13 protein-coding genes and 1 pseudogene are annotated in these 13,557 nt (G+C 61.6%); 3 read left to right on the forward strand and 11 right to left on the reverse strand.

Annotation, left to right across the window (positions count from 1 at the left end):
* Positions 1-12: 12 nt before the first annotated feature.
* On the forward strand, positions 13-420 hold the full coding sequence (locus tag AWU82_RS17000; protein ID WP_064378639.1) for a hypothetical protein: 408 nt from the start codon (positions 13-15) through the stop codon (positions 418-420).
* Positions 421-476: 56 nt separating this feature from the next.
* On the opposite strand, the gene AWU82_RS17005 is transcribed toward AWU82_RS17000, so the two are convergent.
* Positions 477-953 (reverse strand): helix-turn-helix domain-containing protein, encoded by a 477-nt coding sequence (locus tag AWU82_RS17005; RefSeq protein ID WP_064384023.1) that lies wholly within the window; start codon positions 951-953, stop codon positions 477-479.
* Between the two features lie 63 nt (positions 954-1,016).
* Positions 1,017-1,109 (reverse strand): annotated as a pseudogene (locus AWU82_RS29245) (LysR family transcriptional regulator); the annotation flags it as partial.
* A 102-nt stretch (positions 1,110-1,211) separates the two neighbouring features.
* On the opposite strand from AWU82_RS29245, the gene AWU82_RS17010 reads away from it, so the two are divergent.
* Positions 1,212-1,616: a type II toxin-antitoxin system HicB family antitoxin gene (locus AWU82_RS17010; RefSeq protein ID WP_064378640.1), complete on the forward strand. Its 405-nt coding sequence runs from the start codon at positions 1,212-1,214 to the stop codon at positions 1,614-1,616.
* Positions 1,617-1,662: 46 nt separating this feature from the next.
* Here the strand turns inward: AWU82_RS17010 and AWU82_RS17015 are convergent, their stop codons facing one another.
* The gene (locus tag AWU82_RS17015; RefSeq protein WP_064378641.1) at positions 1,663-2,850 is read right to left on the reverse strand and encodes an MFS transporter; all 1,188 of its coding nucleotides are present in this window, start codon (positions 2,848-2,850) and stop codon (positions 1,663-1,665) included.
* Between the two features lie 241 nt (positions 2,851-3,091).
* On the opposite strand from AWU82_RS17015, the gene AWU82_RS17020 reads away from it, so the two are divergent.
* Entirely contained in the window at positions 3,092-3,712 is a 621-nt protein-coding gene (locus tag AWU82_RS17020) for a DUF5666 domain-containing protein (protein WP_064378642.1), read from the forward strand.
* Positions 3,713-3,767: 55 nt separating this feature from the next.
* On the opposite strand, the gene AWU82_RS17025 is transcribed toward AWU82_RS17020, so the two are convergent.
* From AWU82_RS17025 to gcl, 8 genes are all read right to left on the reverse strand, one after another.
* A complete protein-coding gene (locus tag AWU82_RS17025) occupies positions 3,768-4,766 on the reverse strand; it encodes a sulfate ABC transporter substrate-binding protein (protein ID WP_007959271.1) in 999 nt (332 codons plus the stop codon).
* A gap of 104 nt (positions 4,767-4,870) precedes the next feature.
* Positions 4,871-5,695, reverse strand: coding sequence for an ion transporter (locus AWU82_RS17030; protein WP_064378643.1), 825 nt, complete (start codon positions 5,693-5,695; stop codon positions 4,871-4,873).
* A gap of 21 nt (positions 5,696-5,716) precedes the next feature.
* On the reverse strand, positions 5,717-6,631 hold the full coding sequence (locus tag AWU82_RS17035; RefSeq protein WP_064378644.1) for an urea transporter: 915 nt from the start codon (positions 6,629-6,631) through the stop codon (positions 5,717-5,719).
* 151 nt (positions 6,632-6,782) lie between these two features.
* Entirely contained in the window at positions 6,783-8,198 is a 1,416-nt protein-coding gene (gene pyk / locus AWU82_RS17040) for a pyruvate kinase (RefSeq protein WP_064378645.1), read from the reverse strand.
* Entirely contained in the window at positions 8,195-9,469 is a 1,275-nt protein-coding gene (locus AWU82_RS17045; RefSeq protein WP_039769767.1) for a glycerate kinase type-2 family protein, read from the reverse strand. Before AWU82_RS17045 ends, pyk begins: the two co-directional genes overlap by 4 nt.
* Positions 9,470-9,639: 170 nt before the next feature.
* Complete coding sequence (locus tag AWU82_RS17050) at positions 9,640-10,533, reverse strand: 2-hydroxy-3-oxopropionate reductase (RefSeq protein ID WP_064378646.1); 894 nt, start codon at positions 10,531-10,533, stop codon at positions 9,640-9,642.
* 168 nt (positions 10,534-10,701) lie between these two features.
* Complete coding sequence (gene hyi, locus AWU82_RS17055; protein ID WP_011333102.1) at positions 10,702-11,484, reverse strand: hydroxypyruvate isomerase; 783 nt, start codon at positions 11,482-11,484, stop codon at positions 10,702-10,704.
* Positions 11,485-11,637: 153 nt separating this feature from the next.
* The gene (gene gcl / locus AWU82_RS17060; RefSeq protein WP_064378647.1) at positions 11,638-13,413 is read right to left on the reverse strand and encodes a glyoxylate carboligase; all 1,776 of its coding nucleotides are present in this window, start codon (positions 13,411-13,413) and stop codon (positions 11,638-11,640) included.
* Positions 13,414-13,557: the final 144 nt, after the last annotated feature.

The raw sequence follows: 13,557 nt of genomic DNA on the forward strand, positions 1-13,557 counted from the left end.
GAAAGCACCGCCATGAACGCCATCGCCCGAATCACAGTCCTCACACTGGCCCTGGGCTTGAGCGCATGTGCGGTGCAACGACCGGAGCCGACCACACGGCTGCCGCCGATCCCGCCGTCACAACCCGGCCCGACCCCGTCAACCACCCCGACGCCGAGCAAACCGGGCATCCCGGCCAAACCCGCCAAACCCGTCCCGCGCACCTCCGCCAGCTTCGCACCGCCCCCGGGCGGCAACAGCCACTGGGACCAGAAACTGGGCGTGTACGTACTCGACGACCAGACCAACACCTTCTACCGCCAGCGCACCTACTACCGCTGGAACAACGGCTGGAGCCGCTCGATCAGCCCCAACGGCCCGTGGGAAGAAACCAACATTCACGGCGTGCCGGCGGGACTGGGCAAGCAGTTCGGGGAGTAATGAAAAACGGCGATCTCAGGATCGCCGTTTTGCTGTCTGGGGTGATGAGCAATGCCTCACTCGTATCCTGTCCTTAACGCCTGAGCTTGCTCTGCGAGAAGCGCCAATGCCTGCTCGCTGGCGCTGGTGCGCCGGTTCTTATAGTCCATCAGATCGGCAAAACGCACACGTCGGTGCTTGCCTGTTTTGTGGTAGGACAACTCGCCGCTTTCCAGCAGTTTTATGAGGTGTGGACGTGAGACGTTGAGCAGGTCCGCGGCTTCCTGGGTCGTCAATTCGGCATGCACCGGTACGACCTGTACCGCGTTGCCGGCTGCCAGCTCCGCCAGAATGTCGATCAGCAGACGCAGGGCCGAGGTGGGCAGTTCAACGCGATGAGCTTCATTCTGCTCGTCGAAAATTTGGATGTGCTGAGTCTCGAAATGGGTCGCAAGGTAAGCGGCCAGGGCACGCTGCCCTTCAATGGCGGCTTTGACTTCGCGTTCTACGGGGAGGCTGATGGAGGGATGAATAACGGTTCCGGCTTTGGAAATGAGGAATGCCGGAACGTTATTCGAAATAAGCGAAAATCGCAATAAACGAAACAATTAGGGTTTTTATGGCTTTTTCGCCAACAACCCCTGCACATATTCGACAAACGCCCGCGCCTTGACGCTGGCCAGCCTGCCCGTCGGAGACACCGCCGACAGGTAGTCAAAACATCCTGCAAAACAACCAACGTTGCGTCACAACCTTCCGCAGACTACTAAAGGTATCTCTAGAGTTACTTTAATGGGCGAGGCAATTCCACAATGCAATACCCAATCTGCATCGAATGGGGTGACGAGAACACCGCCATCGGGATTCAGATCCCCGATATTCCCGGCGCGGTAACGGCCGGGGATACGTTTGAGGGTGCCTACAACGCAGCCGTCGAGATTGCCCACATCATGCTGCAGGAAATCGCGGCGGATGGTGATTCGATTCCGATGCCGACCTCGGCGGCGACCCATCGCAACAATCCGGAATTTGCCGACATGGGCTGGGGCATGCTGGAGCTGGACATCTCGCCGTACATGGGCAAGACCGAAAAGGTCAATGTGACGTTGCCGGGCTATGTCATCCAGCGCATTGACCGCTATGTGCGTGAACACAATGTCAAAAGCCGCTCCTCTTTTCTGGCGGATGCCGCCATGGAAAAACTGGTCCGGCATTGAACCTCGAGCCCTGTCGGATCAGCGATCCAACAGGGCTTTTCAGGTTCTAGGCCGTTGCCAGAACGGTCTTCTGCGAAGCACTCAAAAACCGCACCAGCGCCAGCAGCGGGAACGCGCTGCCGACAATCACGATCCACAACCAGCCGCCATGCTCGTACACCGCACTGGCCACCGACGAGCCGAAGGCGCCGCCGACGAAGATGCTGGTCATGTACAGCGCGTTGAGGCGGCCGCGGCTTTTGGCGTCGAGGGAGTAGACCGCGCGCTGGCCGAGCACCATGTTCATCTGCACGCAGAAATCGAGCACCACGCCGGTCACGGCCAGGCCGATCACGCTGTAGGCCGGGTGGATGAAGGCGGGCAGGAAACTCAGACTGGCGAACAGCATGGCCAGCAACGAAGCGATGCGGGTGTGGCCGGCGTCGGCCAGGCGTCCGCTGATCGGCGCGGCGATGGCACCGATGGCGCCGACCAGGGCGAAGATCGCGATTTCACTCTGGGACAGGCCATGGTTGCGCGCCAGTTCCAGCGGCACGGCGGTCCAGAACAGGCTGAAGGTGGCGAACATGCAGGCCTGGTAGAACGCTCGCTGACGCAGCACCGGTTGTTTGCGCAGCAGCGTCCACAACGATCCGAGTAACTGGCCGTAGGAGGCGCTGTGATCCGGCTGGCGTTTGGGCACAGTCAGCGCCAAAACCACGCTGATCGCTGCCATCAAGCCTGCCGCGATCATGAACATCGCCCGCCAGCCGAGGTGGTCGGCGACCACGCTCGACACTGGACGCGCCAGCAGAATCCCCAGCAGCAGACCGCCCATGATCCCGCCGACCACCCGGCCACGGGATTCTTCCGGCGCCAGATGCGCCGCCAATGGAATCAGCACCTGCACCGACACCGAGCTGAAGCCCACCAGCAACGAAATCAGCAGGAACACATTCGGTTGATCGGTAAACGCCGCACCCAGCAGGCTGGCAATTGCCACCACGGTGGTGATGATCATCAACCGGCGGTTTTCCAGCAGGTCCGCCAGCGGCACCAGAAAGAACAGGCCCAGCGCATAGCCGATCTGGGTCAGCGACACGATGAAACTGGCCATGGTGTCGCTCAGGCCGATGTCCGGCGCGATCAGGCCGATGATCGGCTGGGCGTAGTAGATGTTGGCAACGATGGCGCCGCAGCAGAAAGCGAACAGCAGCACCATGCCTCGGGTCATTGCGTGAGTTGTGGCGGTCATAGGGTTTCTCGATCCAGCGAAAAGGAATGCGGTGAGGCTAAGGGACGGGCCGAGCCGGCAGTAGAGGCTTCTGATCGATATCAGTTATTCCGTTGCGGAATGGGTGGCGCCGAACAACCCATTGTTCATCGGCGAACCTTGCGTCCGACCGTTGAGCGTCGATGATACATTCACTTACATCTTGTTCGATAGCGTGCTTATGTTGTGACCGGGTTTCAGCATTCATCAACGGAGGATTGCGATGTTTCGTCAGTTGCTTCGCCACACCACAACGATTGCCCTGATCAGTCTGCTCGGCGCCACGGCCGTGCAGGCCGCCGAAGCGCCCGGCATGCGCATGGGCGTGCGCGGCGAAATCACCGGGGTCGGTCCAGACTCGCTCAAGATTCACGTCAACAGCGGTGAAAACGTGGTGGTCCAGTTGACCCCGGACACCAAGGTCCGCGCGGTTACCCTGGCCAATATCGAAGACATCAAGCCCGGCAGCTACATCGGCTCGGCCGCCATTCCCCAAGAGGATGGCACGCTCAAGGCGCTGGAGGTTCATGTCTTCCCACCGGAGCTGGCCGGCAGCGGCGACGGTCATCGGCCGTTCGACCTGGCCAAGGGCAGCAGCATGACCAACGGCAGCGTCGGCGATCTGGTGGTCAGCAACGGCCGGGTGCTGACCGTCAACTACAAGGGCGGCCAGCAGAAGATTCTGGTGCCGGAGGATGTGCCGATCGTCAACCTGACGCCGGGCGATCGCAGCCTGCTCAAGGTCGGGGTGAAGATCGTCACTTTCGTGACCCAGAGCGCGGACGGCACGCTGACCGCGCAATCGATCTCGGCGGGCAAGGATGGCGTCAAGCCGCCCATGTAGCCGCACACAAAAAAGGCGACCTCTGCAGGTCGCCTTTTTCATTTCAGCTCAAGCCTTACTGGCCGGAGTAGATCTGGTCGAAGATCCCGCCATCGTTGAAGTGGGTCTTCTGCACGGTGCGCCAGTCGCCGAAGGTCTTCTCGACCGACAGGAAGTCGACTTTCGGGAAGCGGTCGGTGTACTTGGCCAGTACCGCCGGGTCACGTGGGCGCAGGTAGTTGGCGGCCGCGATTTCCTGACCTTGCGGCGACCACAGGAACTTCAGGTATTCCTCGGCAGCGGCGCGGGAGCCTTTCTTCTCGACCACTTTGTCGACCACCGACACCGGCGGCTCGGCTTCGGCGGAGACGCTTGGGTAGATGACTTCGAACTGGTCGCGGCCGAACTCGCGGGCGATCATTTCGGCTTCGTTTTCGAAGGTCACCAGCACGTCGCCGATCTGGTTGGTCATGAACGTGGTGGTGGCGGCGCGGCCACCGGTGTCCAGCACAGGTGCCTGTTTGAACAGCTTGCCGACGAAGTCTTTCGCCTTGTTCTCGTCACCACCGTTTTTCAGCACGTAACCCCAGGCCGACAGGTAGGTGTAGCGGCCGTTGCCCGAGGTTTTCGGGTTCGGCACGATTACCTGCACGCCGTCCTTGAGCAGGTCCGGCCAGTCTTTCAGGGCTTTCGGGTTGCCTTTGCGCACGATGAATACGGTGGCCGAGGTGAACGGCGCGCTGTTGTTCGGCAGACGGGTGACCCAGTCCTTCGGCACCAGTTGACCGTTGTCGGCCAGGGCGTTGATGTCGGTGGCCATGTTCATGGTGATGACGTCAGCCGGCAGGCCGTCGATGACCGAGCGCGCCTGTTTGCTCGAACCGCCGAAAGACATCTGCACCGTGATGTTTTCGTTGTGTTCGGCCTGCCAGTGTTTCTGGAACGCAGTGTTGTAGTCCTTGTAGAAATCGCGCATCACGTCGTAGGACACGTTGAGCAGGGTCGGTGCGGCCTGAGCCACGCTGCCGAAGGCAAGACCTGCGGCGAGAAGTGAGGCGCCAAAGAGTTTTTTCACTGCGCATTCCTTGTTCTGTGGGGGTGTTTTTACAAAGATGAGGCCATTTGCCAGCGACTATAGCGGGGCACGCATAGTCGTTTAAAGATTAAAAAGAACTTTGCTTATTCCATTTTCTTGAATAACGGGTTGCCGCATCGCGAACAGAAGGCGGCGCTGCTTTCGTGGCTCTTTTTCTGGCAAACCGGACAGTCGTGTTGCAACTGTTCACCACGCATCGCATTGGCCAGTTCGGCGGTGAAGATCCCGGTGGGCACGGCGATGATCGAGTAACCAGTGATCATCACCAGCGACGAAATCACCTGGCCCAACGGAGTCTTCGGCACGATGTCGCCGAAGCCGACGGTGGTCAGGGTCACGATAGCCCAATAGATGCCCTTGGGAATGCTGGTGAAACCGTGTTCCGGGCCTTCGATCACGTACATCAACGTACCGAACACCGTTACGAGTGTGCAGACGCTCACCAGAAACACCACGATCTTCTGCTTGCTGCCACGCAGCGCCGACATCAGGTAGTTGGCTTGCTTGAGGTACGGACTGAGTTTGAGGACGCGGAAAATTCGCAGCATCCGGATGATCCGGATAATCAACAGGTACTGCGCATCGCTGTAGTACAGCGCGAGGATGCCCGGCACGATCGCCAGCAGATCCACCAATCCGTAAAAACTGAAGGCATAGCGCAACGGTTTGGGCGAGCAGTACAGACGCAGAATGTACTCGCCGGCAAAGATGATGGTGAACCCCCACTCGATATACGCCAGCACATCGGCGTAATTGCGGTGAACGCTGTCGATGCTGTCGAGCATCACGATCACCAGGCTGGCCAGAATGATCAGCAGCAGAATGCCGTCGAAACGTCGCCCGGCGGGGGTGTCGCTCTGGAAAATCATGACGTAAAGCTGTTCACGCCAGTGCTTGTTACTGTCCATGGATCACGCCTGAATCAAAGATCAGCGCAGCCTAGGTTGATTCTCCCCGTGAGCGCAAGGCGCGCCGCTGATCTGCGGTTGCTGCGTCAGGCGAATGCCGGTGCGCAGCAGCCAGCAGGCAAGAATGAACGGTGCCGTGAGAGTCGCCAGACCCAGGGCACTGAACAGCGGCGTCAGCAGCAGCGCCAGGCCGATGCCGAACAGCGGCAGCCACGGTTGCTGGCGCTGGGCGCTGAAGGCGAGGGCGGCAAGTACCGCGTTGTAGCCACCCAGACCGAGCAACGCAACCTGACTGTCGTGGTGCAACAGGCTGGAACCCAGGCCAATCGCCGAAGCCAGCAGCGCCCAGGCAAAGGCCCGGCGATCGGCGATCAGCAAACCGGCGGCGATCAAACCACCGGCCAACGGGTGGTCGAGGAACATCACCTGACCGAAGCCTTTCAGGGCGGCACCGAGCAAGTTCACGGTGTTCAGTTCAAGCACCGGTGCGGCGGACGAAGGCTCGGCGAAACACAGGAACACCCAGCTCAGCAGCACGAACGGCGCGGTGTAGGCGGGCAGGTATTCGGTGAGGCGTGCGCGTTTGAGCCACTGCTGCGTGATCATCGCGCTCAGTCCGCCGGCCGCCAGAATCAGCGGCGGCAGCATCGGCGACCAGGGGAAATACAGGCTCAGCAACAGGCCGACCAGCACGCCGTTGTAGCTGAACAGTCCGGCCTGACGATCCGCCTTGGCGTAGTTGCGCCGTTGCGCGGTGAGCAAACCGGCGACCGCACCGAGCAGCGCGCCAGCAAACAACACCGGCGCGGTGAATAAAATGGCCAGAAGGCACAGCAGGCCACACAGCGGATGGCGCTGGAGGAAGATTTGACTGAAGCCGTTGAGCAAAGCCTCGGCCCAGTCAGGGCAGTGGGTGTTGAAATGATTGGCAGGCATGGCAGGTCATTCGGTACTGATCGTTCCCACGTCGAGGCGTCGAACCGTCTGCGTGGGAATGCCTCAAAGGACGCTCTGCGTCTGCTCTTGGGACGCAGAGCGTCCCGGGCCGCATTCCCACGCGGAGCGTGGGAACGATCTTGGTCAGTGGTTAAATCAATGTTTCGATCCGCAGCGAATTAGTCGACCCCGGCTGCCCGAACGGCACCCCCGCGGTGATCAGCAACGTATCGCCACGCTCGGCCATTCCTTGCGCCTGAGCGATTTCCAGCGCGGTCGAGCACACCTCGTCCACCTGACGCAGGCGATCATTGACCACCGAGTGAATGCCCCACGCCACGCTCAACCGGCGGGCGGTCTGCAGGTTCGGCGTCAGGTTGAGGATCGGCGCTTTCGGCCGCTCCCGCGCCGCACGCAGACTCGATGCCCCGGACTCGCTGTAGTTGACCAGCACCGCCACCGGCAGCACGTTGCTGATCCGGCGGATCGCGCAGCTGATCGCATCGGACACGGTCGCTTCGGCTTTCGGCCGGCTGACGTCGAGTTGGGTCTGGTAGTCCGGACCGTTCTCCACCTGGCGGATGATCTTGCTCATCATCTGCACGGCTTCCAGCGGGTATTCGCCGGACGCGGTTTCCGCCGACAGCATCACCGCATCGGCACCTTCGGCCACGGCGTTGGCCACGTCGGTGACTTCGGCGCGGGTCGGCGCCGGGGAGAAGCGCATCGACTCGAGCATCTGCGTCGCCACCACCACCGGTTTGCCGAGCTGGCGGCAGGTGGTGATGATGTTTTTCTGGATCTGCGGCACGCTTTCGGCCGGCACTTCCACGCCCAGGTCACCGCGAGCCACCATGATCGCGTCGCTCAGTTCGGCGATCTCGCGCAGTTGCTCGACCGCCGACGGCTTCTCGATCTTCGCCATCAGGAACGCCTTGTCGCCGATCAGTTCGCGGGCCTCGAGGATGTCTTGCGGACGCTGCACGAACGACAGCGCGACCCAGTCCACACCCAGCTCCAGACCGAAGCTCAGGTCACGACGATCCTTGGTGGTCAGCGGGCTCAGGTCGAGCACCGCTTGCGGCACGTTCACGCCTTTGCGGTCCGACAGTTCGCCGCCGTTGAGCACGGTGGTGTCGATCGCGTCGGAGTATTTGGTGACGACCCGCAGGCGCAGTTTGCCGTCATCAAGCAGCAGATCCATCCCGGCTTCAAGCGCCGCGATGATTTCCGGATGCGGCAGGTTCACCCGGCGTTCGTCGCCCGGTGTCGCATCCAGATCGAGGCGGAACGCCTGACCGCGATGCAACTGAACCTTGCCGTCAGCGAACTTGCCGACCCGCAGTTTCGGCCCTTGCAGGTCCATCAGGATCCCGAGCGGATAGTTGAGCTGGCGCTCGACTTCGCGGATCCACTGATAACGCTTGGCGTGGTCGGCGTGATCGCCGTGGCTGAAGTTGAGGCGGAAGATATTGACCCCGGCCTCGACCAGCTCGCGGATGTCTTCGATGCCGTCGACGGCAGGCCCGAGGGTGGCGAGGATTTTGACCTTTTTATCAGGCGTCATGATTTAGAGCTCTCGAGGATCAGGATGGCGCGGAAGTCGTTGACGTTGGTGCGAGTCGGCTCGGTGACGATCAGCGCATCGAGCGCCTCGAAGTAGCCATAGCCGTTGTTGTTATCCAGCTCGTCGCTGGCGCTCAGGCCCAGGGCGGCGGCGCGGGCGTAGCTGTCCGGGGTCATGATCGCGCCGGCGTTGTCTTCCGAGCCGTCGATGCCGTCGGTGTCACCGGCCAGCGCATAGACGCCGGGTTGGCCCTTGAGGCTGTCGGTGAGGCTGAGGAGGAATTCGGCGTTGCGTCCGCCACGGCCATTGCCGCGCACGGTCACCGTGGTTTCGCCACCGGAGAGAATCACGCACGGCGCCGCCAGCGGCTGACCGTGATGGATGATCTGGCGCGCGATGCCGGCGTGGACTTTCGCCACTTCGCGGGATTCGCCTTCCAGGTCGCCGAGGATCAGCGTGCTGAAACCGGCCTGACGGCATTTCACCGCCGCCGCATCCAGCGATTGCTGGGGGCGGGCGATCAACTGGAAGTGACTGCGGGCCAGGCTCGGATCACCGGGTTTGACGGTTTCCGATTCCGGGCTTTGCAGCCAGCTGCGCACGGAGGCCGGGATCTCGATGCCGTAGCGCTTGATGATCGCCAGCGCTTCGGCGCTGGTGCTCGGGTCGGCCACGGTCGGGCCGGAGGCGATGACCGTGGCAAGGTCGCCCGGCACATCGGAAATCGCATAGGTATAAACAGTCGCCGGCCAGCAGGCTTTGCCCAGGCGTCCGCCCTTGATCGCCGAGAGGTGCTTGCGCACGCAGTTCATCTCGCCGATGGTCGCGCCGGATTTGAGCAGGGCTTTGTTGATCGACTGCTTGTCGGCCAGGGTGATGCCTTCGGCCGGCAGCGCCAGCAGGGCAGAGCCACCGCCGGACAACAGGAAGATCACGCGGTCGTCTTCGGTCAGGTTGCTGACCAGTTCCAGCACGCGCTTGGCCACGGCCAGGCCGGCAGCGTCCGGCACCGGGTGCGCGGCTTCGACCACTTCGATTTTTTCGCACGGGGCGCCGTGACCGTAGCGGGTCACCACAAGACCCGAGACTTCACCTTCCCAGCAGCGCTCGACCACTTGCGCCATGGCAGCGGCAGCCTTGCCGGCGCCGATGACGATCACGCGACCTGTGCGGTCGGCCGGCAAATGAGCTTCGAGGACCTGGTTCGGATGGGCCGCGTCGATGGCTGTGGCAAACAGCTCGCGCAGCAGTTGTTGCGGATCGACCGACATGGCGGGCTCCCGGAATTCTTGTTATTGGGATAGAGCGACAGCGATGCAGCGACGCGATCCTTGTGGGAGCTGGCTTGCCAGCGATTCAGGCGCTGCGGTCTTTCAGGCCGAGCGAGTCGATGCCATCGCGGGCAAGCCCGCTCCCACAGGGAGCGGGTCAGGGACGTAACTTACTTCTTGTCGCGAATCGAGAAGTTGGCCATGTGTTCCAGGCCCTTGATCAGCGCCGAGTGGTCCCAGTTGCTGCCACCGATGGCCGCGCAGGTGCTGAACACTTGCTGGGCGTTGGCGGTGTTCGGCAGGTTGATGTTCAGCTCCTTGGCGCCTTGCAGGGCCAGGTTCAGGTCTTTCTGGTGCAGGCTGATACGGAAGCCCGGATCGAAGGTGCCTTTGATCATGCGCTCGCCGTGCACTTCGAGGATCTTCGAGGAGGCGAAACCACCCATCAGTGCTTCACGCACCTTGGCTGGATCGGCACCGTTTTTCGAAGCGAACAGCAGGGCTTCGGCGACGGCCTGAATGTTCAGGGCAACGATGATCTGGTTCGCAACTTTGGCGGTCTGGCCGTCGCCATTGCCACCGACCAGGGTGATGTTCTTGCCCATGGCCTGGAACAGCGGCAGTGCGCGTTCGAAAGCATCGGCGTCGCCACCGACCATGATGCTCAGGGTCGCGGCCTTGGCGCCGACTTCACCGCCGGACACCGGGGCGTCGAGGTATTGCGCGCCTTTCTCGTTGATCTTCGCGGCGAACGCCTTGGTGGCGGTCGGCGAGATCGAGCTCATGTCGATCACCACCTTGCCTTTGCCGATGCCGGCCGCGACGCCGTCGGCGCGGAACAGCACGTCTTCGACCTGCGGGGTATCCGGCACCATGACGATGATGAATTCAGCTTCCTGGGCCACTTCGCGCGGGTTGACCAGAGCGACGGCGCCAGCGGCGACCAGGTCGGCAGGGGCGGCGTCGTGGTGCGCCGACAGGAACAGGCTGTGACCGGCTTTCTGCAGGTTCGCCGCCATTGGGTGGCCCATGATGCCGGTGCCGATAAATCCGATTTTAGCCATGAGAAATTCCTCTTTTTATTCTGATGCTGCAATGCAGTCTGGGAGACGCAGCAGATTCATTGTGGGAGCTGGCTTGCCAGCGATGGCGGTGGGTCAGGCAACATATCTGTTGTGTGTGCCAACGCCATCGCGGGCAAGCCCGCTCCCACAGGGTTTTGTGGTGTTCGTTCAGATCGCGTTGTGGGTCTTCAGCCAGCCGAGGCCCGCTTCAGTGGTGGTCAGCGGTTTGTACTCGCAGCCGACCCAGCCCTGATAACCGATGCGATCAAGGTGTTCGAACAGGAAGCGGTAGTTGATCTCGCCAGTGCCCGGCTCGTTGCGGCCCGGGTTGTCGGCCAGCTGCACATGGTTGATCTCGGCCAGGTGCGATTGCAGGGTGCGGGCCAGATCGCCTTCCATGATTTGCATGTGATAGATGTCGTATTGCAGGAACAGATTGGCGCTGCCGACCTGCTCGCGAATCGACAGGGCCTGTGCCGTGTTGTTCAGGTAGAAGCCCGGGATGTCGCGGGTGTTGATCGCTTCCATCACCAGTTTGATGCCGACGGCTTGCAGTTTGTCGGCGGCGTACTTGAGGTTGGCGACGAAGGTCTTTTCAACAGTGGCATCGTCCACGCCCTGCGGACGGATGCCGGCCAGGCAGTTGACCTGGGTATTGCCCAGCACCTGTGCGTAAGCGATGGCCAGATCGACCCCGGCGCGGAACTCTTCGACCCGGTCCGGCAGGCACGCGATACCGCGCTCGCCCTTGGCCCAGTCACCGGCCGGCAGGTTGAACAGCACTTGGGTCAGACCGTTGGCATCGAGCCTGGCCTTGATTTCGGCAGAGCTGAAATCGTACGGGAACAGATACTCGACACCGCTGAAGCCAGCCTTGGCGGCGGCGTCGAAACGGGCAAGGAAATCCTGTTCGGTGAACAGCATGGACAGGTTGGCTGCGAAACGCGGCATGGTGGTCTCCCGTTCTAGATTCTCGTTCCCACGCTCTTCGTGGGAATGCCTCTATGGACGCTCTGCGTCCGCTTTGGGACGCAGAGCGTCCCCGGCTGCGTTCCCACGCAGACGGTTCGACGCCTCGACGTGGGAACGATCAAGCAAAAGCAATCAATCGAGCAACGAAATCGCGGTAGGCGCATCGTTGCCGACCAGCGCCAGGTCTTCGAATTCATTGACGGCGTTGATCTCGGTCCCCATGGAGATGTTGGTCACACGCTCCAGAATGATCTCGACGATCACCGGCACCTTGAACTCTTCGATCAGCTCTTCGGCCTTGCGCAGGGCAGGGGCGATGTCAGCCGGTTCGAACACACGCAGTGCCTTGCAGCCCAGGCCTTCGGCGACTGCGACGTGGTCGACACCATAACCGTTGAGTTCCGGCGCGTTCAGGTTATCGAAGGACAGCTGCACGCAGTAGTCCATATCGAACCCGCGCTGGGCCTGACGGATCAGCCCCAGGTACGAGTTGTTCACCACGACGTGGATGTACGGCAGTTTGAACTGAGCGCCGACCGCCAGTTCTTCGATCATGAACTGGAAGTCATAGTCCCCCGACAGGGCCACGACTTTACGGTTCGGATCGGCCTTCACCACGCCCAGCGCTGCCGGAATGGTCCAGCCCAACGGGCCGGCCTGGCCGCAGTTGATCCAGTGACGCGGTTTGTAGACGTGCAGGAACTGCGCGCCGGCAATCTGCGACAGACCGATGGTGCTGACGTAGCAGGTGTCCTTGCCGAACACCTGGTTCATTTCTTCGTAAACGCGCTGCGGTTTGACCGGCACATTGTCGAAGTGGGTCTTGCGTTGCAGGCTGGCTTTGCGCTGCTGGCAATCCTGCAGCCAGGCACTGCGGTTTTTCAGTTTGCCGGCGGCTTGCCATTCACGGGCGACTTCGATGAACACGGTCAGCGCGGCAGCGGCGTCGGAAACGATGCCCAGGTCCGGGGTGAACACGCGGCCGATCTGGGTCGGTTCGATGTCGACGTGAATGAACTTGCGGCCTTCGGTGTAAACGTCGACCGAGCCGGTGTGACGGTTGGCCCAGCGGTTGCCGACGCCCAGTACCACGTCGGATTTCAGCATCGTGGCGTTGCCGTAACGGTGCGAAGTCTGCAGACCGACCATGCCCACCATCAGCGGGTGATCGTCCGGGATGGTGCCCCAGCCCATCAGGGTCGGAATAACCGGAATGCCGGTCAGCTCGGCGAACTCGACCAGCAGTTCGCTGGCGTCGGCGTTGATGATGCCGCCGCCGGCCACCAGCAATGGACGCTCGGCCTGATCGAGCATCGCCAGGGCTTTTTCGACTTGCACGCGGGTCGCGCTCGGCTTGGCCAGCGGCAGTGGCTGGTAGGCGTCGATGTCGAATTCGATTTCAGCCATCTGCACGTCGAACGGCAGGTCGATCAGCACCGGGCCCGGGCGGCCGGAGCGCATTTCGTAGAAGGCCTTCTGGAAGGCGTAAGGCACCTGGCCCGGCTCCAGAACGGTGGTCGCCCACTTGGTCACCGGCTTGACGATGCTGGTGATGTCGACGGCCTGGAAGTCTTCCTTGTGCATACGGGCGCGGGGTGCTTGCCCGGTGATGCAGAGGATCGGGATCGAGTCCGCGGAGGCGCTGTACAGACCGGTGACCATGTCGGTACCGGCCGGGCCGGAAGTACCGATGCACACGCCGATGTTGCCGGCTTTGGTGCGGGTGTAGCCCTCGGCCATGTGCGAGGCGCCTTCAACGTGGCGAGCGAGGACATGATCGATGCCACCGACTTTCTGCAGGGCGGAGTACAGCGGGTTGATTGCAGCGCCTGGAATGCCAAAAGCGGTATCAACCCCTTCACGGCGCATCACCAGAACGGCGGCTTCGATTGCTCTCATTTTGCTCATGGTTTTGTGCCTCTTTACGTTTTGTAATTGTATACAAGTGGCTTTGCGCAGAGTGTATTCACGGCGGACGGCGCAGGTCAATCCATTTTCTCAAGCGCCTGTTTCATTCGTCGGAAGCCCGTTCTGCTGTGGCTTTTCGTCGCA

The organism is Pseudomonas glycinae (genome assembly GCF_001594225.2).
In the GTDB taxonomy this organism is placed as follows: domain Bacteria; phylum Pseudomonadota; class Gammaproteobacteria; order Pseudomonadales; family Pseudomonadaceae; genus Aquipseudomonas; species Aquipseudomonas glycinae.